The organism is Pseudomonas sp. FW305-25, from assembly GCF_017351415.1.
GTDB lineage: Bacteria > Pseudomonadota > Gammaproteobacteria > Pseudomonadales > Pseudomonadaceae > Aquipseudomonas > Aquipseudomonas chlororaphis.
Window position 1 is genome coordinate 37802 of record NZ_JACNDE010000032.1, and the last position, 26106, is coordinate 63907.

Annotated in this window: 23 protein-coding genes and 1 tRNA gene; 14 read left to right on the top strand and 10 right to left on the bottom strand. The window is 62.9% G+C overall.

The features are described from left to right. Positions 1 to 428 precede the first annotated feature (428 nt). Entirely contained in the window at positions 429 to 989 is a 561-nt protein-coding gene (locus J4E58_RS24365; protein ID WP_087091738.1) for a YSC84-related protein, read from the top strand. A gap of 197 nt (positions 990 to 1186) precedes the next feature. Here J4E58_RS24365 and J4E58_RS24370 read toward each other — a convergent pair whose 3' ends face one another. Further along, complete coding sequence (locus tag J4E58_RS24370; RefSeq protein WP_087091737.1) at positions 1187 to 2899, bottom strand: amidase; 1713 nt, start codon at positions 2897 to 2899, stop codon at positions 1187 to 1189. A 428-nt stretch (positions 2900 to 3327) separates the two neighbouring features. Between J4E58_RS24370 and J4E58_RS24375 the strand changes: the two genes are divergently transcribed. Next, a tRNA-Gln gene (locus tag J4E58_RS24375) sits at positions 3328 to 3402 on the top strand. Positions 3403 to 3528: 126 nt separating this feature from the next. Here the strand turns inward: J4E58_RS24375 and J4E58_RS24380 are convergent. Further along, complete coding sequence (locus tag J4E58_RS24380) at positions 3529 to 4191, bottom strand: glutathione S-transferase family protein (RefSeq protein WP_087091736.1); 663 nt, start codon at positions 4189 to 4191, stop codon at positions 3529 to 3531. 105 nt (positions 4192 to 4296) lie between these two features. Beyond that, positions 4297 to 4902: a response regulator transcription factor gene (locus J4E58_RS24385; protein WP_007927901.1), complete on the bottom strand. Its 606-nt coding sequence runs from the start codon at positions 4900 to 4902 to the stop codon at positions 4297 to 4299. Positions 4903 to 5015: 113 nt separating this feature from the next. Between J4E58_RS24385 and J4E58_RS24390 the strand changes: the two genes are divergently transcribed. Next, entirely contained in the window at positions 5016 to 6644 is a 1629-nt protein-coding gene (locus J4E58_RS24390) for a hybrid sensor histidine kinase/response regulator (protein WP_087091735.1), read from the top strand. A 34-nt stretch (positions 6645 to 6678) separates the two neighbouring features. Here the strand turns inward: J4E58_RS24390 and J4E58_RS24395 are convergent, their stop codons facing one another. Continuing rightward, positions 6679 to 7569: a LysR family transcriptional regulator gene (locus tag J4E58_RS24395; protein WP_087091734.1), complete on the bottom strand. Its 891-nt coding sequence runs from the start codon at positions 7567 to 7569 to the stop codon at positions 6679 to 6681. Between the two features lie 141 nt (positions 7570 to 7710). On the opposite strand from J4E58_RS24395, the gene J4E58_RS24400 reads away from it, so the two are divergent. Further along, positions 7711 to 9135, top strand: coding sequence for an MFS transporter (locus tag J4E58_RS24400; RefSeq protein ID WP_087091733.1), 1425 nt, complete (start codon positions 7711 to 7713; stop codon positions 9133 to 9135). A gap of 197 nt (positions 9136 to 9332) precedes the next feature. Here J4E58_RS24400 and J4E58_RS24405 read toward each other — a convergent pair whose 3' ends face one another. From J4E58_RS24405 to J4E58_RS24415, 3 genes are all read right to left on the bottom strand, one after another. Then, positions 9333 to 10850 (bottom strand): DUF2235 domain-containing protein, encoded by a 1518-nt coding sequence (locus tag J4E58_RS24405; RefSeq protein WP_087091732.1) that lies wholly within the window; start codon positions 10848 to 10850, stop codon positions 9333 to 9335. Between the two features lie 180 nt (positions 10851 to 11030). After that, complete coding sequence (locus J4E58_RS24410; protein ID WP_087091731.1) at positions 11031 to 11807, bottom strand: nucleotidyltransferase domain-containing protein; 777 nt, start codon at positions 11805 to 11807, stop codon at positions 11031 to 11033. Between the two features lie 114 nt (positions 11808 to 11921). Then, the gene (locus tag J4E58_RS24415) at positions 11922 to 12512 is read right to left on the bottom strand and encodes a hypothetical protein (protein ID WP_053261981.1); all 591 of its coding nucleotides are present in this window, start codon (positions 12510 to 12512) and stop codon (positions 11922 to 11924) included. 443 nt (positions 12513 to 12955) lie between these two features. Here J4E58_RS24415 and katG point away from each other — a divergent pair, with 443 nt between their 5' ends. The 4 genes from katG to J4E58_RS24435 all read left to right on the top strand — a co-directional run bounded on the left by katG (position 12956) and on the right by J4E58_RS24435 (position 17371). After that, complete coding sequence (gene katG / locus J4E58_RS24420) at positions 12956 to 15220, top strand: catalase/peroxidase HPI (protein WP_087091730.1); 2265 nt, start codon at positions 12956 to 12958, stop codon at positions 15218 to 15220. Between the two features lie 525 nt (positions 15221 to 15745). Continuing rightward, positions 15746 to 16012 (top strand): hypothetical protein, encoded by a 267-nt coding sequence (locus tag J4E58_RS24425; RefSeq protein ID WP_178082614.1) that lies wholly within the window; start codon positions 15746 to 15748, stop codon positions 16010 to 16012. Then, entirely contained in the window at positions 16009 to 17037 is a 1029-nt protein-coding gene (locus tag J4E58_RS24430; protein WP_158247366.1) for a T6SS immunity protein Tli4 family protein, read from the top strand. Before J4E58_RS24425 ends, J4E58_RS24430 begins: the two co-directional genes overlap by 4 nt. 73 nt (positions 17038 to 17110) lie before the next feature. Further along, positions 17111 to 17371, top strand: a complete 261-nt coding sequence (locus tag J4E58_RS24435) for a PAAR domain-containing protein (protein ID WP_087091729.1) — start codon at positions 17111 to 17113, stop codon at positions 17369 to 17371. A 198-nt stretch (positions 17372 to 17569) separates the two neighbouring features. Here J4E58_RS24435 and J4E58_RS24440 read toward each other — a convergent pair whose 3' ends face one another. Beyond that, positions 17570 to 18463, bottom strand: a complete 894-nt coding sequence (locus tag J4E58_RS24440) for an NAD(P)/FAD-dependent oxidoreductase (RefSeq protein ID WP_087091728.1) — start codon at positions 18461 to 18463, stop codon at positions 17570 to 17572. Positions 18464 to 18570: 107 nt separating this feature from the next. Here J4E58_RS24440 and J4E58_RS24445 point away from each other — a divergent pair, with 107 nt between their 5' ends. Then, positions 18571 to 19218, top strand: coding sequence for a TetR/AcrR family transcriptional regulator (locus J4E58_RS24445; RefSeq protein WP_087091727.1), 648 nt, complete (start codon positions 18571 to 18573; stop codon positions 19216 to 19218). Between the two features lie 280 nt (positions 19219 to 19498). On the opposite strand, the gene J4E58_RS24450 is transcribed toward J4E58_RS24445, so the two are convergent. Continuing rightward, complete coding sequence (locus J4E58_RS24450; protein ID WP_009044752.1) at positions 19499 to 20086, bottom strand: TetR/AcrR family transcriptional regulator; 588 nt, start codon at positions 20084 to 20086, stop codon at positions 19499 to 19501. A 147-nt stretch (positions 20087 to 20233) separates the two neighbouring features. On the opposite strand from J4E58_RS24450, the gene J4E58_RS24455 reads away from it, so the two are divergent. From J4E58_RS24455 to J4E58_RS24475, 5 genes are all read left to right on the top strand, one after another. Then, on the top strand, positions 20234 to 21334 hold the full coding sequence (locus J4E58_RS24455; protein WP_087091726.1) for an alkene reductase: 1101 nt from the start codon (positions 20234 to 20236) through the stop codon (positions 21332 to 21334). Positions 21335 to 21406: 72 nt separating this feature from the next. Next, positions 21407 to 22195 (top strand): SDR family oxidoreductase, encoded by a 789-nt coding sequence (locus tag J4E58_RS24460; RefSeq protein WP_087091725.1) that lies wholly within the window; start codon positions 21407 to 21409, stop codon positions 22193 to 22195. Between the two features lie 47 nt (positions 22196 to 22242). Continuing rightward, positions 22243 to 23112, top strand: a complete 870-nt coding sequence (locus J4E58_RS24465; RefSeq protein ID WP_087091724.1) for an alpha/beta fold hydrolase — start codon at positions 22243 to 22245, stop codon at positions 23110 to 23112. Between the two features lie 76 nt (positions 23113 to 23188). Continuing rightward, positions 23189 to 24187, top strand: coding sequence for an NADP-dependent oxidoreductase (locus J4E58_RS24470; protein ID WP_087091723.1), 999 nt, complete (start codon positions 23189 to 23191; stop codon positions 24185 to 24187). 446 nt (positions 24188 to 24633) lie between these two features. Next, positions 24634 to 24984: a BON domain-containing protein gene (locus J4E58_RS24475; protein ID WP_062825222.1), complete on the top strand. Its 351-nt coding sequence runs from the start codon at positions 24634 to 24636 to the stop codon at positions 24982 to 24984. 193 nt (positions 24985 to 25177) lie between these two features. Here the strand turns inward: J4E58_RS24475 and argC are convergent, their stop codons facing one another. Then, positions 25178 to 26104, bottom strand: a complete 927-nt coding sequence (argC, locus tag J4E58_RS24480) for an N-acetyl-gamma-glutamyl-phosphate reductase (protein ID WP_087091722.1) — start codon at positions 26102 to 26104, stop codon at positions 25178 to 25180. Between the last annotated feature and the right edge of the window lie 2 nt (positions 26105 to 26106).

A 26106-nucleotide genomic window follows, 5' to 3' on the forward strand; every position in this document is an offset into this window, starting at 1 on the left:
CGCGACTCAGCCTTGCAGCGCGGTCATCAGTACCTGCACCAGTCGACCGCCTTGTGAGCCTGGATCCTGATCTTCGACCGGCGTGTTTACACCGTGTCTGGTGTGTTGCATCGACCGACTGAATCCTCAATCGATTCCGGCCACTCACGCCTGGCCGCAACCGACAGAAAGCAGCCCCAGGCGGCGAACCCCGCCGATACGCAATGGTCAACCGATCAAGGGCCTCCGGGCTGCTTCATACCGGCCGGCGACCCTTGATAAGTGGATTCACTCCCATCCTGCTGGCTTGCAGTGCTCGTGGTGATTCTGCCGGTAGTGCATGCAGCACACTTCAGGGGGAGTCGGAGAACTTCAAGCCGGTTCGGGTCCTGCCTGGTGCGGGCGCTGACCGTTGATCGCATCCGCTCCTCTCGCGTAGGAGTACGAAAATGACTCAATCAATGAGGTTCTTCCTATCGATCGTCCTGGCGGCAGTATCCCTGTCATCGGCGAGCCTGTTGAACAGTGCCGGTGCGGCCACCGCCGAGGACCTGGCTACCGACTCCCGGCAAGCCTTGCAAATCCTCTATAAGGCCACTCCGTCCGCCGAAAGCCTTTCGCACAATGCCAAAGCCGTGCTCGTCTTTCCGAAAATCGTCAAGGCAGGCCTGGTGTTTGGTGGCAGCTATGGCGAAGGCGTGCTGATGAAAGGCCAGAAAGTGGAGAATTATTACAACTCCGTCACCGGGTCATGGGGGCTGCAGGCAGGCGCCCAATCGTACGGTTATGCGGTGTTCCTGATGACCGAAAAAGCGCTGAACTATGTGCGCGAGACCAAGGGCTGGGAAGTCGGCGTGGGGCCAACCGTTGTCGTGGTTGACGAAGGGATAGCGAAGAATCTGTCGACCTCGACGCTGAAGGACGATGCTTACGCGTTCATCTTCGACCAGCAAGGGTTGATGGCCGGGGTCAGCATCGAAGGAACAAAGATATCCCTGATCAAGCGCTGAGTTGCGCATTGCCGGGATGCGTTGTTCTGCGTCTGGAGGGGGATGTCGCCAGCCCAGGTTCGAGCGCTGGCGAGATCGGTCGCGGGCAATGTTTGCAGGCGATGATTTTGAGCAGGCCGGATTGCCCGGGCTTGCCGTTGGCGGGCGGGATTGGTGCTTGTGATGCTCCAATCCCGCTGCTCATTTTTACCTGCTGATTATTTCCCCACCACCAACGCCGGAGTGCGCGGCGGAATCAGGCGTTTGTTGCCGGTGGACTCGTAGGCCGCCGCCAGGCGCAGCAGGTTCGAATCGTCGTAGGCGCGGCCGGCGAAGGTCAGGCCGATGGGCATGCCGATGTCTGGCATGACGCCCATCGGCACGGTGACCGTGGGCACGCCCAGGTGGCGGATGGCGAGGTTGCCGTTGGCCACCCAGACGCCATTGCTCCAGGCGATGTCCGCGGACGCCGGGTCGATATCGGCATTGGCCGGGCCGACGTCGGCCACGGTGGGGAAGATCACCGCATCAAGGCCGAGACGGTCCATCCAGTCCTCGAGATCGAGCTTGCGGGTTTTCTCCAGGCCGCGCAGGCCGTCGGGCACGGTGGGGATCTGGTCCCAGGGGGTGATGCCGCGCTCGGCCATCTTCACGTACTCGTCCATGCCGGCGGCGAGGTCGCCTTCGCGGTTGGGCAGGGTGCCCGGGTCGTGAGGGAATATCAGCGGGCCGTCGACGTCCACCAGGCGATTGAGCTGCGGGTCGCCGTTGGCTTGCAGGAAGTCATCGAAGGCCCAGGCGGTCAGGTCCCACAACTCATGGTGCAGGAACTCCTTGGACACCAGGCCGCGGTTGAACACCGTCGGCGCACCGGGGCGATCGCCCTCGCAATTGGACACCAGGGGGAAATCCACTTCGAGCACCTCGGCGCCGGCGGCTTCGAGCGCCTGGCGCGCCTGCTGCCAGAGGCCGATCACCGAAGGGCGGGTGTCGATGCGTTGCCCGGTCGGGCCACCGATCCCCGGCGCCTCGCTGGTGCCCGCCTCGGGGTCGGCGTTGATGTACATGCGCGGCACGCCGAAGCGCTTGCCGGCCAGGGCGCTGCTGCTGGCGGCCAGTTCCTGATAGGACGCCGGGCGCACCGAGGCCACGCTGGGAATCGGCACCCAGGGTTGCAGGCGCCACAGATCGCCACGGGTGTCCGGGTCCTCGGCGACCACCACGTCGAGCACTTCGAGCAGGTCGGCCATGGTCCGGGCATAGGGCACTACCACGTCCATGGTCGGGGTCAGCGGCCAGTTGCCGCGCACCGAGATCACCCCGCGCGACGGGGTGTAGGCACACAAGCCGTTGTTCGAGGCAGGTCCCCGGCCGCTGGACCAGGTTTCCTCCGCCAGGCCAAAGGCGGCGAAGCTGGCGGCGGTGGCGGTACCCGCGCCGTTCGACGAACCCGAGGCGAACGGTGCGGTGAGGTAGGCGGCGTTGTACGGGCTTTCCGCGCGGCCATAGACCCCGCGCTGCATGCCGCCGTTGGCCATGGGCGGCATATTGGTCTTGCCCAGGCAGATCGCCCCGGTAGCGCGCAGCCGTTCGATGGTGAATGCGTCGCGATAGGCGATCAGCCTGGCGAAGGCGGGGCTGCCGGAAGCCGCGGTGAGGCCCTTGACCAGATAGCTGTCCTTGGCGGTGTAGGGAATGCCATCGAGCGGACCCAGGGTTTCGCCCTTGGCCCGGCGGGCGTCGGAGGCCTGGGCTTCCTTGAGCGCGTCGGGGTTGCGTACCACTACCGCATTGAGGGCGGTAGGCGTGTCGGGGCCGTCGTAGGCATCGATCCTGGCGAGATAGGCCTGGACCAGTTCGACCGCCGTGGTCTGGCCCGATTCGAGCGCGGCGCGCAGTTGGGCAATGGAAACCTCGGTGACTTCGATCATGCTGTTACCGCCGGCTGCTGAGGGGTGATGTAGTGAAAGTTGCTATCACACTGGCGCTGGGGTTGGGGCGGCTTGGGCACATCGCTTATCTCACAATGGGTGTTCATATCGGTTCTCGTTGCGCGGCACGACGCGACTGGGGCTGGGCTACAACCTGAGCGGGGTATTTTGCACCAAGTTGCCGGCGGGGAATCGTTAAAGGTTTCGCCGTCGTTGTTGGCGGCTGATCGGCGACTGGCGCCCGCCGTATAGCGGTTGCCGGGCATCGGCGGTTTTTACCTCACTCAGGCCCCAAAAAGTAAGTAGCTGTTTTAAAAACAAATTTATGCATCTTTGACTTCACAGACGACGAAAAAGTTGATAAATTTCCGCGCGTTCTTGCAGAGGCCCCCACGGGGCTTGCAGTGAAAGCAAGCAACAGCAGAGATAGGGGCGTCGCCAAGCGGTAAGGCAGCAGGTTTTGATCCTGCCATGCGTTGGTTCGAATCCAGCCGCCCCTGCCATCTCTCATCCCTCCCTCTATTTATCAAACGCTCCCCCAAGGCACGGCCTCGGCTCCATCCGGATGCTCAAGCGGCCCGCTTTTGTGTGCCCGGAATATTCCCATCACCTCAGCTCTGGTCCGGCGGCTAGCGAAAGCGCGGCGCGATGGCCTCGGCAAACGGGTAATGGACAAAGTAGGGCCGGGCTTCGTCGATGACCCGCTGGAACGAGGGGCGCTGTATCAGCCGCTCGAAATAGGCGCGCAAATGGCGATGGTCATCGGTAAAGGCCACCAGCGTGCTGGCATAGAACAAGGCCGGGGCGGCGGCGCAATCGGCCAGGCTGAAGTCCGGGCTGGCCACCCAGATTCTCGAGGCCAGGCGCCGTTCGAGCATGGTGTATGCGCTCAGCAGGGCTGCGCGTTCCCGGCTCAGGTCGCCGTGGGTGCCATACAGGCGATCGGCGACTATCCGCTGCATCGGCCCCTGGACATGGCAATCGAAAAAACGGTCCCACAGCCGGACTTCCAGCGCGCTGTCCCAATCATCCGGAATCAACGGCTGCCGGCCGCGATAAAACCGGTCCAGGTACTCGATGATCACACTCGATTCCGGCACATCGCGCTGCCGGGCGTGATCGCGGATGACCGGGAACTTGCCCAGCGGCCACAGGCTTTGCAGCTCGGCCCGGTCGGCGTCGTTGGCCAGGTCGATGATGCGTTTTTCAAAGGCGCTGCCGTGTTCGTAGAGGGCGATCAGCACCTTGTGGCAGAACGACGACAGGGGATGGAAATACAGGGTCAGCGGCATGTTCCGGTTCCTCGATGAAGGGTGGGGCGCACGACGTGCCAGCAGGGAAACCCACCTATTATCGGCCGACCCTGGCGGCGAGGCGCTGGCAGGCGACGAGCCGGGCTACAGCCCCCCTGAATATTTCACCGCCGCCGCGGCCCGTGATGGCACATTGAGGATGCGCAGCAGCGACGACACATGGATGCGCACGGTGAAGGGCGAGATCTCCAGTTCGCGGGCGATTTCCTTGTTGGTCTTGCCCTGGGCGATCAGGCGCAGCACCTCGTGCTGGCGCGCGGTCAGGGTGGCGCCGGTGCCCAGCGGCAGCAGGCCGGAAGGGGCGAACTTGACCAGCACTTCGCCTTGGCGAATGGCCAGGACCGCCTGGCCGATCTCGTCCGGGGCGATGTTCTTGCCGATAAAGCCGTCGACGCCGGCGGCCATGACCTCGCCGATCAGCGTCTGGTCATCGACCATCGACACCACGATCAGGGTGGTGCGCGGCAATTGCTTGCGCAGTTCGGCCAGCTGGCTGACGCAGGTCAGGCCTGGAAAACGCAGGTCGAGGATCAGCGTGTCCAGTTCGTCACCGGCCCGGGTCAGGGCGAGTACCCTGTCCAGGTCGCCGGCCTGTTCGATCAGTGCATCCGGCAGCAGGCGCTGGACCGTGCGCAACATGCCCTCGCGAAACAGCGGGTGATCGTCGGCTATGATAATCCGGCATGCCATGGGGTGACTCTCCTTGGGTCGAGCTTTCCTTGAGGCAGCTACTTTAGCAGCGGGCCAGGCAACTGCCTGTGGTTCGTGTCGAGTACGACGACTGGCGCACAAGGATGTTCCCCATGAAATTCGAGAAAAACACCGAGCTCGACCAGGCCAACCTGCGCATTATTGTCGGTTCCTGCGCCGTGGCCTATATCGGCGTGCTGGGGTTCCTGCCCGGGCAGCGGATCGACACCTACCTGCCGATCGTGATCTATATCGTCCTGTTCCTGCTGCTGTCGATCGTCCTGCGCCAGGCCATCGTGCACTGGCCCGGGCATTATCCGGCGCGAAGGATCCTGAGCATGGTCCACGATTACACCGGCACCTCGTTCGGCCTGGTGGTCGGCGGGGAGGCGGCGTTGCCGCTGTACGCGGTGATGGTCTGGGTCAACCTGGGCAATGGCATGCGCTATGGCTCGCGCTACCTGGCGATTGCCACGGCCCTGGCGCTAATGGCGCTGTTGGTGGTCTATCGCCTGACGCCGCTGTGGCAGGCGCAACCCTTCATGGTGCTGATGCTGCTGATCACCAGCACGGTGATCCCGGTCTACGCCCATATCTTGCTGGAGCGCACGCGCAAGGCTTCGGAAGAGGCGATTGCCGCCAACCTGGAAAAGTCGCGTTTTCTCGCCCAGGCCAGCCACGACCTGCGCCAGCCGATCCACTCCATCGGCCTGTTCACCGCCTGCCTGCGCGAGGCGCGCCTGGGCGACGAAGAGCGGCGCCTGGTGGACAACATCGACCGCTCGCTGCTCAACGTCTCGCAATTGTTCCGCTCGATTCTCGACCTCTACACCCTCGACAACGGGCGGGTGCAACCCAGTTTCCAGACTCTGCACCTGGGCGAATTCCTCGCCGACCAGATACGGCAGAACGCCGAAGCCGCGCGCTGGGCCGGGGTCGAGCTGCGCCTGCGCCCCTGTTCGCACTGGGTCCGGGCGGACCCGGCGCTGCTCGCCACCATGGTCCAGAACGTGCTGTCCAACTGCTTCAAGTACGCGGCGCGGCGACCGGTGCTGATTGGCGTGCGCCAGCGCGGCGCGGGGCTGGCCATCGTCATCTATGACCAGGGCCGGGGGATTGCCGAGGAACACCTGCCGAACCTGTTCGAGGAGTTCTATCGCGTGCGCGAGCTACGGGACAAGGACGTCGAAGGCGTGGGCCTGGGCCTGTCCATCGTCAAGCGCCTGGGGCAGTTGATGGGGCTCGAGGTGGCGATCCGTTCGCGGCTGGGCCACGGCACCGCGGTGAGCCTGTTCGGGTTGCCCCTGGCGCCACCGCAGCTGCAAGCCGCCAGCCTCGACGAGGCGCGGCAGGCGGGGCTGCTGACCGGCTTGAAGGTGTGCCTGGTGGAGGATGATCGCAATGTGCTGCTGGCCACCTCGGCCTTGCTCGAGCGCTGGGGCTGCGTGGTCCAGGCCGAGCTTTGCGGCCGGGACCTGGTCAGCGACTGCGACGTCATCGTCGCCGACTATGACCTGGGCAACCACGCCACGGGCATCGAGTGCATCGACAGCCTGCGCCGGCAGCGCGGCTGGGCGGTGCCGGCGCTGATCCTCACCGGGCATGAGGTGGAGAAGATCCAGGCCGCGTTGCACGACCGCAATATCGCCATCCTGTCCAAGCCGGTGCGCCCGGCCGAACTGCGCGGCAGCTTGCGGGCGCTGCGCCAGCATTCTGCGCCGGCGGTCATGCCCGAGGCGTGACAGGACGGTACATGACTGCCCAGGGTTTTCCCGATCACTGTGCACACACCTCCCGCACGCAGTCGCGCAACCAGCGATGCGCCGGATCGCTGTTCATGCGTGGATGCCAGAGCATGGACACGGTGATTTCCGGCGTGTCCAGCGGCAGGGCGAAGCTGTGCAGGCCGCTGCGCAGGTTGTGGGTGTGGCGCTCGGGGACGGCGGCGATCAGGTCCGAGGCGCGGACCAGGGCCAGGGCGGCGGAGAAACCGCCAACGACGGTGGCGATATCGCGCGTCAGGCCCGCCGCCTGCAACGCATCGTCCACCAGCCCGCGATCAAGGCCCTGGCGCGATACCAGCACATGCTCGCCGGCGGCGTAACGGGCGGCGCTGATCGGCCCGCGGCTCAGCGGATGGCCGTTGCGTACCACGCCGATAAAACGATCGCGGAACAGCGCGCGGGTGTGGATTTCCGGGCTGGCGTTGGCGTCCACCACGCCGGTGTCGAGGTCGACCGTGCCGTCGCGCAGGGGCGTGCTGTCCTTGCTGGTTTTCTGCAGGAAATGCAGGCGCACCCCTGGGGCTTCGGCGCGCAGGCGGGCGACCAGGGCCGGGCCGAAGTTCTCGACGAAACCGTCGCTGCTGCGCAGGGTGAAGGTGCGCGCCAGGCGCTGCAGGTCGAGCCGTTCGACGGGGCGCAACATGGCTTCGGCGTCCTGCACCAGGTGGCCGACCCGCTCGCGCAGTTCCAGGGCGCGCGGGGTCGGCACCAGGCCGCGGCCGGCGCGCACCAGCAGCGGATCGCCGGTGGTTTCGCGCAGGCGCGCCAGGGCCCGGCTCATCGCCGACGGGCTTAGCCGCAGGCGCTGGGCGGCGCGCGCCACACTGCCTTCGGCGAGCAGCACGTCGAGGGTGATCAGCAGATTGAGATCGGGTGTGGACATGGCGGCGGCCCCGTCTGGCGTAGAAAGTGAGATGGCGTCAGACGCACGAATAACCTGCAAAGGCTGCGTCTTCCGCCATGTTAGACCGCGGGCTAGATTGGCGACAGCGCCGTTTCGCGCGGGTCAGAACGGGAGTGCAGAGTGAAGCCAGTCAGTAGCGGAACAAAACCGGACGTTGTGTCAGCCGGCTGGGCGCTGGCCAGCCTGTCGCTGTCGATGTTGCTGGCGTCGCTGGGCACCAGCATCGCCAATGTGGGCTTACCGACCCTGGTGCAGGCGTTCGGGGCGAGCTTCCAGCAGGTGCAGTGGGTGGTCCTTGCCTACCTGCTGGCGATGACCGCGCTGATCGTCAGTGTCGGCCGGCTCGGCGACCTGTTGGGACGGCGGCGCCTGCTGCTGGTGGGGATCCTGCTGTTCACCCTGGCCTCGATGCTCTGCGCCGCCGCCCCGACGCTGGGGATGCTGATCGGCGCACGGGCGCTGCAGGGCGTCGGCGCGGCGATCATGATGGCGCTGACCCTGGCCCTGGTTGGCGAGACGGTCAGCAAGGCCCGCACCGGCAGCGCCATGGGCCTGCTGGGCACGATGTCGGCGATCGGCACCGCCCTCGGCCCGTCCCTGGGCGGGGGATTGATCGCCGGGTTCGGCTGGCAGGCGTTGTTCCTGGCCTGCGTGCCGTTGGGCGGGCTGGCCTGGGTGCTGGCTTATCGGTATCTGCCGGCTGCTGGCCGGGCGCGGGCCCTTGAACGAGGCGCGTTCGACCCGCTGGGCACCTTGCTGCTGGCCCTCACGCTGCTGGCCTACGGGCTGGCCATGACCCTGGGCCGCGGCCATTTCGGCCTGCTCAACGCCGGGCTGCTGTTGGCGGCGCTGATGGCGGCTGGCCTGTTTGTCTGGGTGGAAGCGCGGGTGGCCGCGCCGCTGATACGCCTGGCGCTGTTTCGCGATGCGGCCTTGAGCGGCAGCCTGGCCATGAGTGCGCTGGTCTCGACGGTGATGATGGCGACGCTGGTGGTCGGGCCTTTTTACCTGGCCCACGGGCTCGGGCTGGAAACCTTTGCGGTGGGCCTGGCGATGTCGCTTGGCCCCTGTATCACCGCGCTGAGCGGCGTGCCGGCCGGGCGCATCGCCGATCGTTTTGGCGTGCGGCCGATGATCCTCGCCGGCCTCGGCGCCATGGTCCTCGGTTGCCTGATGCTGGCGTTGCTGCCCGCGAGCCTGGGCATTGGCGGCTACCTGGCGCCCATCGTTGTCATCACCCTGGGCTATGCGACGTTTCAGACCGCCAACAACACCGCGGTGATGAGCGAGGTGGGCGCCGAACAGCGCGGGGTGTTTTCCGGCCTGCTCAACCTGTCGCGCAACCTCGGGCTGATCACCGGCGCCTCGCTGATGGGCGCGGTGTTCGCCGCGGTGACAGGGGACCTGAGCACGGCGAGCGCCGAGGCCGTCGGCAGTGGTATGGGCTTCACCTTCGCCCTGGCCGCGGGGCTGGTGGTCATGGCGTTGTCTGTTGCGCTGGCCAGCCAGCTGCGTGGGCGGCAGGCAGTGGATTCGACGGTTTAGCCCGCAGGCAGCGTCGGCCGACCGCAAACATCTTCTGTAGGAGCGAGGCTTGCCCGCGATAGAGCCATTACATACAACCCGCTTCTTGCGTCGGACCAGAGTCCGTCATCGCGGGCAAGCCTCGCTCCTACAGAGGCGTGGCGGGGAGCGGCCGCGATTGCGTGGGACAATCGCGGGCCGTTCCTGGTCCGGTGGTTTTATTGGGCGCTCTCGACGTTCACCGCGTCGTTGTTTGCGCCTTTCCTGACGGTGCCGTTGGTGGTTGAGCAATTGGGCCTGTAGGTACCGACAATGGTGTAGTTGCGCTCCAGGTCGTCGTTCTGGCAGCGCTCGCGCCTGGCGTATCCCAGGTTGATCGGGTCGTAGCGGGCCTCGGGTTCGCGCAAGGGATGAGGCGCCTTCAACTGGGGGATGTCCATTCTCAGAAACACACTGGCATGGATCTTGTCTCGTTCCACCGGTTTGCGGCGAATCAGCCCGGCTTCCTTGTAGGCGGAACTGATCACGTATTTGGCATCGTGGAATTCATCATGCAGCGGACCGCCGATGCACTCGGCCGGCCAGCTCGTGCTGTTGGCGAATAGGCCGTCGCTCTCGAGGTTTTTCAGCATCCAGCGCAGCGGGATGGTCTCCAGTCCCTGGCCACCCTTGGCATACGGGCTTTCACCGCACTTGGCGGTGTCCGGGTCATTGAGGTAGCCGCCCCCCACATCGGCATGCGCGCCGGCGAACCACACCTCTTCCAGTACCTGTGACTTCGATTGCTGCAGGCCGAAACGCAGCAGGCGGAACGAGGCCCTCTGTTCGTCCAGGGACATGGCGTGGTAACCGCGCTCGGCATACAGCTCCAGGCGGTGTTCGTCGGGCTCTTCCTTCAGGTTGGTGCCCACCGCCGGCACGGTGTCGAATACACCGATGACTTTGACCACGACTTTTTCAGCGCTCTTGTCGGGGGTGTCGCCATAGACCCTGATGCCGTTGTCGTGCCGGTACTGCGCCAGAAGCTTGCGCAGCTTGTCGTCGAACCCAGGCACGCCATCGTTTCTCGACTTGTAGATGTCGTACATGTCTTCGACCACATCGTGCATATGGCCGGTCCAGCCCCACAGGAAACTGTCGTCGCGGCTATCGGCTTTCAGGTTGCTGGGCAGGCCGGCGACTTCGATAAAACCGTTCAACGAACGAGCGGTGAAGGCGCCGCGGCTGAAACCGAAGATATAGATCTCGTCACCAGGTCGGTACGCTTCGATCAGAAAGCGGTAGGCCTGGCGGATATTCAGGCTGACCCCGCTGCCGAACAGGGCACCGAAGGGAGTGGTAATGCTGGTGGCCACGCCCTTGTCGTAATAGGGAATGACCCTGGCCCCGTTCCTGGCCTGCTCGAGCGCCTGGTTGTACATGCGCCAGATATTGGTGTTGTCCTCCTTGGTGTTTTCCGTGCCGTCGAGCAGCACCACGAGTTTTCTGGGCTTGGCATTGCTGTACAGGCAGTCGAGGAGTTTCCAGCGCTCCCGGACTTTGAAATAGCCGTCTTCAATACCCTCGGTATCGAACGCATTCGCGCACTTTTGTGCCGAGGCCTGCGATGGGGCCGTTCGGGCTTTGCTCAGTAATTGGGTGTCGAGAGCTTGTGTGGTTTGCAGTTTGATCGCGCTGTTGTGTGGGGTGGAACAGGCTGACAGGAGGGCGAGGCTCAACAGAAGGGTGATGCGCATATCGAAGGTCTCCGTGACCGGATACGGAAGGCGTGGCAATGCAGCCGATGGAGGTCGGTGAGGGTGCCCCGCTGGCTGCTCAAGTGAACCTAGTCGAAGGTTGTCAAAATGCCATCATCGGGTCGGAATCAGGTTCCCCTGAGCGACGCCAGCGCCATGAGCGGAGAGGGCGGCCAGGAGTCACCCCGCGCTTTCCCCCACCAGCAACGCGCTGTAGGCCCGCAACCGCTGCACGAATTCACTCACCGAACCCTGGGAAACATAGGCCTGCTTGAGGAAGAACGCGGCGTACTCGGCCATCCCTGGTTCGGCCGCGGTCAGCAGCTGCGCATGCTCCTCCAGGGTGGTCGGCCAGCCGCGTTCCTGTTCGCCGCGCAGCAGGTTGGCCGAGCGCAGCGCCTTGCGCGCCGCAGCCCGTTGCAGGCGTTGTTGCTGCAACGGTTCGCGGCTTTGTTCCAGCTGCTGAGCGTAGCCTTCCAGCACCTGGGGGAAGTCGCCATTCAGTGCCTGGGCGATGGTCCGGCTCGGGCGGAAAGGCTCGAAGCGCAGCCCCAGGTCATTGCCCCAGATGCAGCGGCACTGATGCTTGAGCCAGAAACCCCAGCGGTAGCGATTGTCGGGCGCCAGCACCTCGCTGAGCACGCCGATATCGAAATCGATCTTCGACACTTCCGGGTGCCGCGCCTCCAGCGCTTGCCGAGTCTGCTCCAGCCGCTGGCGCTCCGCGGGGCTCGGCGCCCAGGCCAGGACCAGGGTCACATCCAGGTCGGAGGTGCCCGGCCGCGCGTCGCCACGGGCCACGCTGCCGTAGAGGTACAGGCCATCGAGCAGCGCCGGAAAACGCCGCGAGAGCATCGCGCGCAACTCATCCACCAGGTGGCTGAACGCTGGTTGCAACGGCTGGTCGGGCAGGGACTGGATAAAACCTTCGGCGTCGACGCCTGGGTACTGCGACATGGTGATCTCGGTGGGGCAATGGCGATGAAAACCGCCCGGGCCAGGCGGGCGGTTGGCAGACAGTCTGGCTGACTTCACGGATCGCGCAAGCCGGCGCGGTTCAACGCCACGCCGTCACGGGTCGAGGCTCGCCAGATCGTTACCGAGGGGCGTCGGCGACTCGCCGTTGATCGCGCACAACAGCGCCGTGATGGCTTCCCCCTCGACCATGCCGCGCTCTTGCAGCAGGTCCGCCACCGCGCCGACCGCCGGCCAGTAGCGATGCACCAGGCAACTGGCGCGGGCCAGGGCCCGGGATTCGGCGTCGAGCAGCTTGCGCGGTGGCAGCAGGCTGATCAGCTCATGAGCGCGGCTCAGGTCGCCGCGGCCGCTGCCTCTTATCAGCCTGTCGGATCGGCCATGGCGGTAGATCGCTTCGGCCACCGGGCCGGCAAAGCAATGCAGCAGGTCGCGCTCGATGGACTCGATCATCGATGGCAGGTATTCGGCGATCCCCGGGGCGTCGAAGGCGGGGCGCGGGACCAGGTAATCGGCTTCCACCAACCCCTCTACATAGCGCGGGTTGCCCCGCCGATCGAGCATCGGACCCGCGTCGGCTTCGGCCCTGGTGCGCACGGTAATGCGGGCGATCGGCTGACCGTTCCACCAGAAGGCCAGGGCGTGGCCGGCTTCGTGGATGGCCGTGCAACGCGGGCGCTGGTTCATGGTCTTCTCCCGTGCTCTGTACGCGTCGGGCGGACGAAAAAGGCGGGGGCATCAGTCGAAAAAACCGCCAGAGGCCCCCGCGGGCGCTGTCCCTATCATTGGCTTCGGCCTTGGACCCCGGGTAAAAGCTTGTCCCTATCAACAACCAATAGTCCGGCTATTAGCGATCCGCCACAGAGGGGCTAGCCTTAATTCAGCGCTGGCGCGAGCCGGCCGGATGAGACCTGATCGAGAGATAACGAAAAACGAGTCAGAAGCGTACTGGGCTTACCGTGGGCCACCGTCCTGGCAACTCGCTTGCCGCTCTGCAGCATGCCCTGTGGCCACACCCATCAGTTGAGCGAACTGTGAGCCCCGCAACCTATGTCATTGCTTTCGCCTGTCGCTATTTCGCGCCCATCCGGGGCGGATAGCTGGATGAATACGACCAAAGGTAGCTCCTCATGGCAAACGAATCGAAATGCCCGTTCAACCATGCCGCCGGCGGTGGCACGACCAACCGCGACTGGTGGCCGAACCAACTGAACCTGAAGATCCTGCACCAGCATTCGCCCCTGTCCGACCCCATGGACGAGGACTTCAACTACGCCGAAGCCTTCAAAAGCCTGGATTTCCAGGCCCTGAAACAAGACCTGCATGCGCTGATGACCGACTCCCAGGACTGGTGGCCCGCCGACTTCGGCCACTATGGACCACTGTTCATCCGCATGGCCTGGCACAGCGCCGGGACCTACCGCGTCGGTGATGGCCGTGGCGGCGCCGGTTCCGGCCAGCAGCGTTTCGCGCCGCTCAACAGCTGGCCGGACAACGTCAGCCTCGACAAGGCGCGCCGGCTGCTGTGGCCGATCAAGCAGAAGTACGGCCGCAACATCTCCTGGGCCGACCTGATCGTGCTCACCGGCAACGTCGCCCTGGAGTCCATGGGCTTCAAGACCTTCGGTTTTTCTGGCGGTCGCCCGGATGCCTGGGAGCCGGACGAAGACGTCTACTGGGGCTCGGAAAACAAATGGCTGGGCGGCGACACCCGCTACGGCAAACCGGATAAAGCCGCCATGCAAGAACCCGGCGAGGGCCAACTGGTGGCCGAGCCTGGCAATGAAGAAAGCCGCACCGACCAGGGGCGCAACCTGGAAAACCCCCTGGCCGCGGTGCAGATGGGCCTGATCTATGTGAACCCGGAAGGCCCCGAGGGCAACCCGGACCCGCTGGCCGCCGGCGTGGATATCCGTGAAACCTTCGGCCGCATGGCGATGAACGACGAAGAAACCGTGGCCCTGATCGCCGGCGGCCACGCCTTCGGCAAGACCCACGGCGCCGGCCCCGCCGACAATGTCGGCGCCGAACCCGAAGCCGCCGGCCTGGAACTGCAGGGCCTGGGCTGGAAGAGCACCTTCGGCACCGGCAAGGGCGCCGACACCATCACCAGCGGCCTGGAAGTGACCTGGACCACCACGCCCACCCGCTGGAGCAACAACTACCTGGAAAACCTGTTCGGCTTCGAGTGGGAACTGACCAAGAGCCCGGCGGGTGCGCACCAGTGGACGCCCAAAGGTGGCGCCGGCGCCGGCATCATCCCCGATGCCCACGACCCCTCCAAGCGGCGCAACCCGACCATGCTGACCACCGACCTGGCGCTGCGCTTCGACCCGATCTACGAGCCGATCTCGCGACGCTTCCTGGAGAACCCGGACCAGCTGGCCGACGCCTTCGCCCGCGCCTGGTTCAAGCTGATCCACCGCGACATGGGCCCGCTCTCGCGCTACCTCGGCCCGGAACTGCCCCACGAAGAACTGCTGTGGCAAGACCCGATCCCCGCGGTGGACCATGCCCTGGTCAACGACAGCGATATCGCCGCACTCAAGGCCAAATTGCTGGCCTCGGGCCTGTCGGTGTCGCAACTGGTGTCCACCGCCTGGGCGGCGGCGTTCAGCTTCCGTGGTTCCGACAAACGCGGCGGCGCCAACGGCGGGCGCCTGCGCCTGGCCCCGCAAAAGGACTGGCCAGTCAACCAGCCCGAGCAACTGGCCAAGGTGCTGGCGACCCTCGAAGGGGTCCAGAAGGACTTCAACAGTGCGCAATCCGGTGGCAAGAAAATCTCCCTGGCCGACCTGATCGTGCTCGGCGGCAGCGCCGGCATCGAACAGGCCGCGAAAAACGCCGGCCTCGACATCAACGTACCGTTCTCCCCTGGGCGCATGGACGCCAGCCAGGAGCAGACGGACGTCGAGTCGTTCGGCTACCTCGAACCCATCGCCGATGGCTTTCGCAACTACCTCAAGACCCGCTACGCGGTACCGGCCGAAGCGCTGCTGATCGACAAGGCGCAACTGCTGACCCTCACCGCCCCCCAAATGACGGTGCTGATCGGCGGCCTGCGCGTGCTCGACATCAACGTCGGCCACACTCCCCACGGCGTCTTCACCACCCGGCCGGGCGCGCTGACCAACGACTTCTTCGTCAACCTGCTGGACATGGGCGTGGAATGGAAACCTGTCTCCGACGCCCAACAAGAGTTCGAAGCCCGCGACCGCAAGACCGGCCAGGTCAAATGGACCGGCACCCGCGTCGACCTGGTCTTCGGCTCCAACGCTCAGTTGCGGGCCCTGGCCGAGTTCTATGCCAGCGCGGATGCGCAGGAGCAGTTCGTAAAGGACTTTGTCGCGGCGTGGGTCAAGGTGATGAATCTGGATCGGTTTGATTTGCGGTGAGGAGGGCGCCTTGAGGTCTGGAAACAGGGCTCTCGACCTGATGGTTCAGGTCGGGGGCACCCGGCCGGAGGTAGGCGCGTCATAAACCATTCGGTGTTTTGAAAGTTGCTGACGCCTCCCAGTGTGGAGGCGTTTTTTTGTCCGAGGGGAAGGTGCGGCGACTGTTCGCGGGGTGACGATTGCCTGGGCTCATTGGCACAGGACGGGGATATCCACCTCTTGAACGTGTCGATAACCTGTCCTTTCTCTGACTACTCAAGTGCATTTGATCTGATCAGGATCAGGTTTTCCTTACGGCAATTTTGGATAATTCCTACCCCTATACCTTCGTCTCTTTGGGTATGGTGGCAAGCCTGATTTGGACGCCTGATGTGGCGGCCACAGGCCCATCAGATCAGGCATCGAGAACATGCAAGTGGTGTGAGTGCGGAGTTGATCCTCGTGCATTTTTACAAATAGGTTGCTGCCGTCAAGGATGATGAGAACGGCAGTTACAACGGTTGGTTCCGCCGTGGCCTGCCTGCTGTGGTCGAAGGTCCGCTACGGTTTGCCGTGACACAGGAGTCATCTGGCAGCGGTGGGGACGGGACCGTTCCCACCGACTCCGGACTGGCCCCCGGCAAAGCCGGCATCAAGGCCAGCTTCCGCCAGGGCGGCAAGGGCGTCGGGCAGTACAACACCGACAAAGGCTACGAACATCAACACAGCTACAACGACAAACGTGCCCAATGGGCCACTCTCTATGGCGTTATCAAAATTGCCCAGCATGCTGACTGGGCAGGAGGTTCATGATGCGCCGGCGTCAGTTCTTCGCTGTTCTTGGCATAGTTGCTTTGACCAGTATCACCAGTTGCACATCATTCTCCTCTTCTCGGAACCCTTCCATGGACAAGAGCGGATGGATCACCCATTGCTTTGGCAGATTCCTGATTGATTTGCCGCCCCAGGCGGAAATCAGAGCGGGTTACTACCTGTGGGGTGACAATATCGAGGCTCTTGACGAAACGCCTGCGGCCTTGGCCGCCAAAATCAATCGACGTGAGCAGGAATTAAAAAGCCAACAACATGATTCGAAGGGCAGTATGTTTCTTCGCCGGTTGGATTTTGGTGCAGGTGCATCTGGATTGTTATCTTGGTCTTCGGAAGTCGCTTCTAAGGTATATCTTCTAGATACCTACCTTGTTTCTCAGCCAGCATGGCGCGCTTATAAATGGACGGGAGAGGTGTCGACAGATAGAGAGCTTCGCGCCATAGAAATTTCTACCGCTCTAGCCCGCAATTTTCGCTCCCGTGAACCCAATGAAATTCCCACCGAGCCGGGATTTTGTATTGATCGTGCCTACATCGCAGGCAGTAACTTTCAGAGCGAACGTTTCGATATCGGCGTGACTTTCCCGGATCATCCTGGCGCCCACTTCGAATTCACCTCCAGCACTGGCGCAGAAGAGGATCGCCTGCTGGATCGGGTGAGTGGTTTCCTCGCAGGTGCCGCCAGGATGGTGCTGGGGATCGAGACCCTGCGCAAAAAGGAGCGTGGCGGCGCGGTTCCTGCCGACGAATACCTGTTGGCCAGTACTGACAAGGGGCAACGCATCTATACGTTCGCCTGGGAAGCTCAAGGCAAAGATGACTCGATTACCGAGCCAAACATTTCAGCCGCGCTTGGCGTACTCGAACGTAGCCCTGACAGCAGCGGCAAGCTGCCTACGCCCCCATTCAAGTCAGACAAAGAAGCGCTGGAATTATGGGACACCATCATTGGCTCTATCCGCTTGCGCCCGGTGTCTTCGCGTGACGGTAATACAGCAGGCTCCTGAATATTTATCCTTCGAAGGGCGCAAGGCCCAAGGAGGGAGGAGTGTTTGTGAGTACAACGGAAAAGGAGCAGATATGGACATCATCCGACTCGGCGATTCCACCAGTCACGGTGGAACCGTGATCGAAGCGTTCAACCAGACCGACCTGAACGGCAAACCCATGGGCGGGGTCGGGCACAAGGTCACCTGCCCTTTATGCAAGGGCGTGTTTCCTATTGCCGAGGGCAGCGCCTTGCTGGATGTCGGCGGTGTTCCCGTGGCGCTCCATGGAATGAAAACCGCCTGTGGCGCCAGCCTGATCGCCAGCAGGCCTAAAGGCGACGCCGGGAGTTAGTCAGGTAGAGGGTGGGTAGCTACACGGACTTGCCCACCCGTTTGCATTCGACCTGCCATGACATCTCCTCGTTTTGATTCGTTCTTAACTAGCGAAAGACAACCGCTCCCTACCATTGCGTCAAACTCGACGATCCGTGCTTCACCGCGCCAACCTCTGCGAAGGCGACGACGCAACCGGAGAAGGGAATCTGTGCTCTCAAACCAGCATCGACTGCTGGGCGAAGATACCCGCCATCGCGCCTTGCCATGATGCCGTGGTGACCGATGCCATGAGGGGGTTTGCCAGGTCGCCGGCGGCGTAGATGCCGGGCATGCTGGTTTCGCGGCGCTCGTCGACCTTGAGGGCGATGCCCAGGGGTGTATCGACCGTGTCGAGGTCCAGCGATTCATGCAGGCGTGCGGACGGCTTGTTGCGCGGATGGGCGAACAGAATGTCGACCGCGACAGGGGGGCCGGCGTCGAGCCTGACGGTGGCGTTATAGCTCTCGTCATGGTCGATTTCGGTGATCCGGCCATCGACGACAGAGATGCCGCGGCGCGCCAGATCGGCCCGGATGTCGGGTGGAATGTCGTGACCATTGGCGAAGACCGTCAATGTGTCGGTCCAGTCGTGGTACAGCTTGACGTAGTTGTGCGACGGCGGGCCGGACCAGACGAGGCCCCAATGCCGGCCGGCAACTTCAAAGCCGTCGCAATAGGGGCAGGGCACGATGGAGGAGCCCCAGCCTTCGGCAAAGCCGGGAACTTCAGGCATCTGGTCGGCGACGCCATAGCTCAGGATCAGGCGGCGCGCCCTGAGGCTTTCGCCATCGCCAGTGAGGACGGAGAAATCGTCGATGACGCCGGAGATGCTCTCGGCCCGCGCAGTGGCCAGCCTGACCGTGGGATAGCGCGCCAGCTGCTGCCGCGCCTCGGCCAGGATCTCCAGCGGTGGCTTGTGGTCGTGGCCGAGCAGGCCATGCGAGTGGTCGGCGAAGCGATTGCGCGGCAGGCCGGTGTCGAGAACGGTGACCTTGCGCCGGGCACGGCCGAGCTGCAAGGCGGCGGCAAGACCGGCAAAACTGCCGCCGATGATGATGACGTCATTCATGGTGATGGGCTCCGCGCTGTGGATGAAGGGAGATCGGCTTGCACACTTAAGATACTTTGGAGTACCCTAATTCAAGAATTAGAATACTGTCAAGTACTGGAATTTTTATGAGCGAAAACAGCCAGAGCCGGCGCGGCCGGCCCGCCAACGAGGCGCTTGGCCAAACGATAGCCGACGCCGCGTGCGAACTTTTTGTGGAATTGGGTTTTCAAGCGACGACCATGGATAAGGTCGCCAAGCGGGCGAAGATATCCAAGCTAAGCATCTATCGGCACTTCGAGAACAAGGAGGCGCTGTTCAGCGCGGCCATCGCGGCCCACTGCCAGCAGTTTGCACCTCAGGCCCTTTTTGAAGGCGTCGACGGTTCGGCCGAAGATCAGCTCATGGCGGTGGGATCAACCCTGCTTCGCACGCTGTTGAGCCCGGACGTGCGCAGTGTCGAAGCCATGATCATGGCCGACAAGACCAATCAAAAGTCGTTAAGCAAGCGCCAATACGAAGCCGGCCCCGCCTATGTCATCGCCCAAATAGAGGCCCTGTTGCGTCAGTTGCACGCGAAGGCGGTTCTGAACGTGCCCGATCCTCTACGGTCAGCTCGCTTGTTTGCCGCGCTTTTCAAAGGGTCCGATCTTCTGATTATCGCGCGCTTCGATGAGGCGAGAGCCGAGGACGATAACGAAATCGAATCCTATTGCCGGTCGGCCGTCGCCATGTTCATCGCCGCACACCGTGGCGACGACCGCGCGGGCGTATAAGCATTTGATTGTTCCGGGCAGCTTGGCCTGGGCGGTCGTCCAGGCGCTTCGTCATATTGGGCCGACGCGCGCCAATATGGCGACAGTATCGAAACGTTGCTTTGGTGGATCAATGGCAGCCCTCGGAAAACCCTAAACTACGAAACGCCCGCTAAACGATTTAGCCAGTCTGTTGCATCGACCGGTTGAACCCACAGCCAGAAGCGGGCATTCGTTCGTATCGGCCAACGACGAAATGAAAGCGAGTCAGCACGCTTTGTGCGACATCCATCTATCTGCTCTACGACTGAGTCTGCGATTGGCTGGATAATGATTCGGTCATTTGCGCGTGACACACCGCCAGAATTTCATCGGCCAGCGCCGAGTCGTCAGGACAGGCGCGCGACAAGATGATCGCCCCGACCGCGCGGGCCAGCAGGTCGATCATTTTCACCCTCGCTTCACCCGGCGCCGCATCCGGCCCGGTCGGGTATTTTTCGCCGAGCGTTTGCAATGTGCGCTCGATGCCTTCAGCGAATGCCGACTTCAAATCGTCCGACTGACGCGCCGCGTCACCGCACAACGCCGCCATGGTGCAACCCGTGGCGCGCCCGTCGCGATGATCCCTGGACACATACACATCGATGAAATCCTTCACGCTCAATTCTTCGGCGCTGGCAAGTGACTGCGCAAGGCTGTTAGCCGAGGCTTCGGCCATCAGGTCCGCCTTCGAACCGAAATGTTTGTAGAAACCGCCATGGGTGAAACCGGCGGCGGCCATCAAGTCGGCCACGCCGACACCGTCAAAACCGCGCTCGCGAAACATGATTGAGGCCGTTTCGACGATGTGCTCCCGGTTTAGCTGGGCCTGAGCCTTGGACACTCGCATGGGAAATACCTCGCTACCGCTGGAAATTCATCGGCTGATGATACATAGATGTTGACCATAATCAAAACCGTTGACAGTTTAGATTTCGATCATCATCCTAATCGAAAGCGACCTGACCATTTCCCAACGGACACGGAACAAACACCCATGAGCGACCTGAATCTGTTTACCCCTTACACGCTTGGCGCGCTGACGCTGGCGAATCGCGTGGTTCTCGCGCCACTGACGCGCAATCGCGCAGGCAAAGGCTTTGTGCCGAGCGAGTTCGCGGCTGCCTATTACAGCCAGAGGGCCAGCGCGGGCTTGCTGATTTCCGAAGCCTCGCAGATCTCGCAGCAGGGGCAGGGCTATCAGGACACCCCGGGCATTTACACGCAGCCGCAGATAGAGGGATGGCGCAAGGTGACCGATGCCGTGCACGCCAAGGGCGGGAGAATTTTCCTGCAGTTGTGGCATGTGGGCCGCGTATCCCACGTGGATCTGCAACAGCACGGCGCGGCGCCGGTAGCCCCTTCCGTGCTTCGTCCTGCAACCAAGGTGTTCGTCAACAATCGCTTCGAGGACGTTTCCGAGCCGCGAGCGCTGGAGACTGACGAACTGCCGGGCATCGTCGACGATTTCCGCCAGGCGGCGGCAAACGCCATTGCGGCAGGCTTTGACGGCGTGGAAATCCATGGTGCAAACGGCTATTTGCTGGACCAGTTCATCAAGGACGGCTCCAACCTGCGGACGGATGCGTACGGCGGCTCCATCGCCAACCGTGCGCGCCTGCTGCTGGAAGTGACGGCCGCCGTGGTCGCCGAGATTGGCGCTGATCGCACGGGCATCCGCCTTTCGCCTGTCTCGCCGGCCAATGGCATATCGAGCAGTGATCCACAGGCTCAGTTCGATTACATCGTCGAGCAACTCAATGCTCTGGACATCGTTTATCTGCACGTCGTCGAAGGCGCGACCGGTGGGCCACGCGATGTGGCGCCCTTTGATTTCGATGCCTTGCGCCGGCGCTTCAAGAACACTTACATCGCCAACAACGGCTATGACCTGGACCTGGCCACGGCACGCCTTACACATGACAAGGCTGACCTGATCGCCTTTGGCCGTCCATTTATCGGCAACCCTGATCTGGTGGAGCGGCTCAAGACCGGTGCGCCACTGTCCGCCTTCGACCCCACCACTCTCTACGGCGGCGGTGCGGCGGGATACATCGACTATCCGACGCTTGCCGAATCAAGCGCTGCCGCGAACTAGGCACTGGCCGATCGAGCCTGGTTTTACTCGTGCATCAATCCCAATTCATGTCCCCGAAAAAGAGCTGACATCATGACGACTCGCCCCACCGTTCTCATCACTGGCGCTTCCACCGGCATCGGCGCGGTTTACGCCGAGCGTTTCGCCCAACGCGGGCATGCTCTGGTGTTGGTCGCCCGCGACCACTCGCGCCTGGAGACGCTCGCCGCAACGTTGCGTGGCGAACACAACGTCGCCATTGAAGTGCTTCCAGCCGACCTGACTCAACTCAGCGACCTGCACATCGTCGAAGCACGCCTGCGGGATGACGCGCGCATCGGCATTCTCGTCAACAATGCCGGCGCCGCACAGTCCGGCCACTTCATCGAGCAAAGCACCGACAGCGTTGCACAACTGGTGGCCCTCAACACCACCGCGCTGGTGCGGCTCGCCAGCGCCATCGCGCCACGCCTGGCCAAGGCAGGTGAAGGCGCGATCATCAACATCGGTTCGGTGGTGGGGCTGGCGCCGGAGTTCGGCATGTCGGTCTACGGGGCGACCAAGGCGTTTGTGCTATTCCTTTCCCAAGGCCTGAGCCTGGAACTTTCGCCGCAGGGTGTTTATGTGCAAGCCGTACTGCCCGCCGCCACCCGCACGGAGATTTGGGATCGCGCCGGTATCGACATCAACACCTTGAGCGAAATCATGGAGGTGGGTGACCTGGTCGATGCCGCACTGGTTGGCTTCGACCGTCGCGAACCGGTGACCATTCCTCCGTTACAAGAAGGCGAGCGCTGGGATGCCTTGCAAGCCGCGCGCCAGGGGCTTTTGTCGCAGATCAGGCAATCCGCCGTGGCGCAACGCTATTTGACTCAGGTCTGAACCCTGTCGATCAGGTCGGCCTCGCCCCGCAATCGGAGGGAATAAACATGACCCCCATGGCTACCCGCAATCACTCGGGTTCGCAGCTGTCATTTATCAATGCGGTGAACCAGTCGGTTCTGATTGGCGGGATACATTTCGCCTATCGTGACCTGGGCCCCAAGACGGAGGTCCCGCTGGTCATGTTTAACCATTGGGGGGCTGTGCTGGATAACTTTGACCCCCGCATCGTCGACGGTCTGGCAAAAAACCGGCGTGTCATCACGACCGATTACCGCGGTATCGGTGGCTCGGGTGGCGCCGCGCCATTGACCGTCGGTGAAATGGCTGACGATGCAATCGGCCTGATTCGTGCGCTGGGTTTTGACAAGGTTGACCTGCTCGGTTTTTCACTCGGCGGCTTCGTCGCTCAAGACATCGCCCTGAAAGCTCCCGAACGAGTGCGCAGATTGATCCTCACCGGAAGCGGACCGGCCGGTGGCACAGGCATCGACAGCCTCGGTTCGGTGACCTGGCCCTTGATGGTCAAAGGTTTGCTGACGCTGCGAGACCCCAAGTTCTATCTGTTCTTTACCACCACGGCTAATGGCCAACGCGCCGCGTCCGAGTATCTGCAACGTTTGAAAGAGCGCCAGGAAGATCGGGACAAAGGCCCGACACCCCGCGCGTTTCTACGGCAGTTCAAAGCCATTACCGCGTGGGGCAGGCAGGCCTCGCAAGATCTCGGTCGCCTGCGGATGCCGACCCTGATCGCCAACGGGGACAACGACATCATGGTGCCCACCGTGAACTCGATCGAGCTGGCGCAGCGAATCCCCAACGCGCAACTGATCATTTATCAGGACGCCGGGCACGGCAGCATTTTCCAGTACCACACCGATTTCGTGGCCAAGGCCGTGGCGTTCCTCGACGCCTGACGGCCTGCACGTCTAATCGCATCAAGGTTGCCGTGGCCGCGCCCATTCTCACTTCACCGACAAGAGTATCTGCAACATGAAGGCATTTTTTATCGACCGCTACGGCAAGCAGGACGGAATGCTTGGCGAAGTGCCCGACCCTGCGGTCGGTGTGCATGACGTTCTGATCCAGGTGCATGCAACGAGCGTGAACCCTTTGGACTCAAAGATCAGAACGGGGGAGTTCAAGCTGATCCTGCCCTATACCTTTCCATTGGTATTGGGCAATGACCTGGCCGGAGTTGTCGTTCGCACGGGGTCGGCGGTGAAGCGATTCAAGCCAGGAGACCAAGTCTATGCCCGTCCTCCCGAGGCCCGGATTGGCACCTTTGCCGAACTGATCGCCGTGAGCGAAAGCGCGCTCGCGCTGAAACCCTCGAATCTCGATATGGCCGAAGCGGCTTCCATTCCCTTGGCCGCCTTGACGGCCTGGCAGGCGCTGGTTGAGATCGCCCAGGTGAAAAAAGGCCAGAAGGTGTTGATTCATGCCGGATCCGGCGGTGTCGGCACGCTTGCCATCCAGCTCGCCAAACACCTCGGCGCCTTCGTTGCGACCACCACCAGCACGGCGAATGTCGAATGGGTGAAAGCACTCGGGGCGGATGTGGTCATCGATTACAAACAGCAGGATTTTGCAAACGAGTTACGTGATTTCGATGTGGTGTTGAACAGCCTCGGCGCCGATGTACTGGATAAATCGCTCAAGGTTCTCAAGGCTGGCGGACAGCTCATTTCCCTTTCGGGGCCGCCGACCGCGCAATTTGCCCAAGAGCAAGGCTTGTCCTGGGTGCTGGGGCAAGTCATGCGCCTGCTGAGCAGCGGTATTCGCAGAAAAGCCCGTAAGCACGGGGTGAACTACACCTTTTTGTTTATGCGCGCCGACGGGATGCAACTGCAGAAAATCACCTCGCTTATCGAGGCTGGCGTCATCAAGCCGGTCATCGATCGTTCCTTCCCTTTTGAATCGATTGCAGAGGCGCTGCGGTACGTCGAGCAGGGCAGGTCAAAAGGCAAAGTCACCGTCACAATCAAATAGCGCACTACAAAACATGTCGGTAGATAACGTAGACGTCACCCAGTATCAGGTTCCCGCGCCTGAACCAGAGCCGCCCAACATGCCCACACAGGAGCCGTTGCCACCGAAAGTCGCGCCTGCAGAAAAACCGACGATCATCTGGCGCAGTTTGATGCTTGAGCAGTAACGAGAAATGCTTCATTGCAATTGAAACGATGCTTGCTGCGTCACCGGCTCCCAGCAAATGGCAAGTTCGCCGAAAACCGCCATTCACGAAAGGGCCATCGGACGACCAGAGCCCCCGCGCACCAAGCCCCGCCAACCGCCGAACTATAATTAACAAGCACCCCATCTGCCCGGCGAGTACCGCTGCGCCCATCGGTTACCCAGCAAGCTCACCCGCCCGGCAGAGGGCAGTCCAACCAATGGGACGGGACGCCCAACTGATGACACGAGAGGGACCCGCCATGAAACTTCATTCCTTCCAGCATTACTCCCATGGTCTGGAAATGGCCGTTCACGATGCATGGGTCACCACCAAGGTGAGGTCGGCCCTGACCTTTGCCGAATCGACCCGTGGTTTGCCTATCCATGTCAAGACCCATGCAGGCATGGTGACCTTGAGCGGTCGGCTCAACACCCATAAACAGTGTGAGCAGGCTGTCAGCCTGACCCGTGGGGTACACGGCGTCGCCGGCATCGATGCCAGCGACTTGCAGACCCATATGTTCACGCCGGGAAGCCTGCCCGAAGCGCCCAACGCCGAAGAGACCAGCGAATACCCTTCGCCGTCGGCGACGAAGAGGGACGACAAATGACCAAGGCGAAGGCTTGAGTGTCGCGCCGGGAGGGCAGGGCCACGCTGGGTTCGAGGGCCTTTTCGGCGGGGCCTCAGGAGGGTCGTCAGCACGTTGAAAGCCCTGCCCGGTCGGGTGGGGCTTTCTCTCAGTTGCCAAAGGGTTGCACCCAGCCAGGCCGTATCTGGCCCGTTGCAACGCGCGGGCAGTCCCTTCAGCCCAGCGCGGCCAGCATCAAATCCAGATTCTCCACCGCCGCCCCCGCCGCGCCTTTGCCCAGGTTGTCGAACACCGCCGCCAGCAACACCTGCCCCTCACCCTCGAACACCATCAAGCGCATAGCGTCGGTATCGTTCAGCACCCGCGGATCAAGCCCCGTGAGTTCTTGTGCCTGCCGAAGCGACATCACCTGCACGCAACCGCTCCCGGCGTAGTGCTGCTCCAGGCAGGCCTGGATACGCGTGGCGTCCACGCCCGGGGCGAGCAGGCGCAGCTGTAGAGGAATGGTCAGCACAATGCCCTGGCGAAAGGCACCGTAGGCCGGGACGAACAGCGGCCGTTCGCTCAGGCCACTGTGTTGCTGGATCTCCGGCACATGCTTGTGGGCCAGGCCCAGGCCGTAGATCTGGAAAGGAGCGGCTTTGGACGCATTCGGCCCTTCATGGGCTTCGACCGCGGCGCGGCCGCCGCCGGAGTAGCCGGAGATCGCGTTGATGCTGATCGGGTAGTCCTTCGGCAGCAGTCCGGCTTGCAGCAAGGGGCGCAGCAGGCCGATGGCGCCGGTGGGGTAGCAGCCGGGGTTGCTTACGCGCTTGGAGATGGCGATGCGCTGTGCCTGTTGCGGGTGCATTTGCGCGAAGCCGTAGGTCCAGTGGGGGTGGGTACGGTGCGCGGAGCTGGCGTCGATCACCCGCACCGCCGGGTTGCGAATGCTGGCGACGGCGTCGCGGGCGGCATCGTCGGGCAGGCAGAGCAGGGCGATGTCGCAGGCGTTGATGGCTTCGGCGCGACGTTGCGGGTCTTTGCGCTGGTCGGCGGCGAGGGTCAGCAGGTGCAGATCGCTGCGATCGCGCAGGCGCTGGTGGATCTGCAACCCGGTGGTGCCCTGGTCGCCGTCGATAAATACGAGGGGTGTGCTCATGC

Bases quoted from the DNA above. Each gene is read 5' to 3' on its own strand.
- J4E58_RS24390 (WP_087091735.1), top strand. From the start codon at position 5,016: ATGAAATTCGAGAAAAACACCGAGCTCGACCAGGCCAACCTGCGCATT.
- J4E58_RS24395 (WP_087091734.1), bottom strand. From the start codon at position 7,569: ATGTCCACACCCGATCTCAATCTGCTGATCACCCTCGACGTGCTGCTC.
- argC (WP_087091722.1), bottom strand. From the start codon at position 26,104: ATGAGCACACCCCTCGTATTTATCGACGGCGACCAGGGCACCACCGGG.
- J4E58_RS24465 (WP_087091724.1), top strand. From the start codon at position 22,243: ATGACCCCCATGGCTACCCGCAATCACTCGGGTTCGCAGCTGTCATTT.
- J4E58_RS24450 (WP_009044752.1), bottom strand. From the start codon at position 20,086: ATGCGAGTGTCCAAGGCTCAGGCCCAGCTAAACCGGGAGCACATCGTC.
- J4E58_RS24405 (WP_087091732.1), bottom strand. From the start codon at position 10,850: ATGCGCATCACCCTTCTGTTGAGCCTCGCCCTCCTGTCAGCCTGTTCC.
- J4E58_RS24385 (WP_007927901.1), bottom strand. From the start codon at position 4,902: ATGGCATGCCGGATTATCATAGCCGACGATCACCCGCTGTTTCGCGAG.
- J4E58_RS24370 (WP_087091737.1), bottom strand. From the start codon at position 2,899: ATGATCGAAGTCACCGAGGTTTCCATTGCCCAACTGCGCGCCGCGCTC.
- J4E58_RS24415 (WP_053261981.1), bottom strand. From the start codon at position 12,512: ATGAACCAGCGCCCGCGTTGCACGGCCATCCACGAAGCCGGCCACGCC.
- J4E58_RS24410 (WP_087091731.1), bottom strand. From the start codon at position 11,807: ATGTCGCAGTACCCAGGCGTCGACGCCGAAGGTTTTATCCAGTCCCTG.
- katG (WP_087091730.1), top strand. From the start codon at position 12,956: ATGGCAAACGAATCGAAATGCCCGTTCAACCATGCCGCCGGCGGTGGC.
- J4E58_RS24440 (WP_087091728.1), bottom strand. From the start codon at position 18,463: ATGAATGACGTCATCATCATCGGCGGCAGTTTTGCCGGTCTTGCCGCC.
- J4E58_RS24455 (WP_087091726.1), top strand. From the start codon at position 20,234: ATGAGCGACCTGAATCTGTTTACCCCTTACACGCTTGGCGCGCTGACG.
- J4E58_RS24470 (WP_087091723.1), top strand. From the start codon at position 23,189: ATGAAGGCATTTTTTATCGACCGCTACGGCAAGCAGGACGGAATGCTT.
- J4E58_RS24430 (WP_158247366.1), top strand. From the start codon at position 16,009: ATGATGCGCCGGCGTCAGTTCTTCGCTGTTCTTGGCATAGTTGCTTTG.
- J4E58_RS24380 (WP_087091736.1), bottom strand. From the start codon at position 4,191: ATGCCGCTGACCCTGTATTTCCATCCCCTGTCGTCGTTCTGCCACAAG.
- J4E58_RS24445 (WP_087091727.1), top strand. From the start codon at position 18,571: ATGAGCGAAAACAGCCAGAGCCGGCGCGGCCGGCCCGCCAACGAGGCG.
- J4E58_RS24435 (WP_087091729.1), top strand. From the start codon at position 17,111: ATGGACATCATCCGACTCGGCGATTCCACCAGTCACGGTGGAACCGTG.
- J4E58_RS24475 (WP_062825222.1), top strand. From the start codon at position 24,634: ATGAAACTTCATTCCTTCCAGCATTACTCCCATGGTCTGGAAATGGCC.
- J4E58_RS24460 (WP_087091725.1), top strand. From the start codon at position 21,407: ATGACGACTCGCCCCACCGTTCTCATCACTGGCGCTTCCACCGGCATC.
- J4E58_RS24365 (WP_087091738.1), top strand. From the start codon at position 429: ATGACTCAATCAATGAGGTTCTTCCTATCGATCGTCCTGGCGGCAGTA.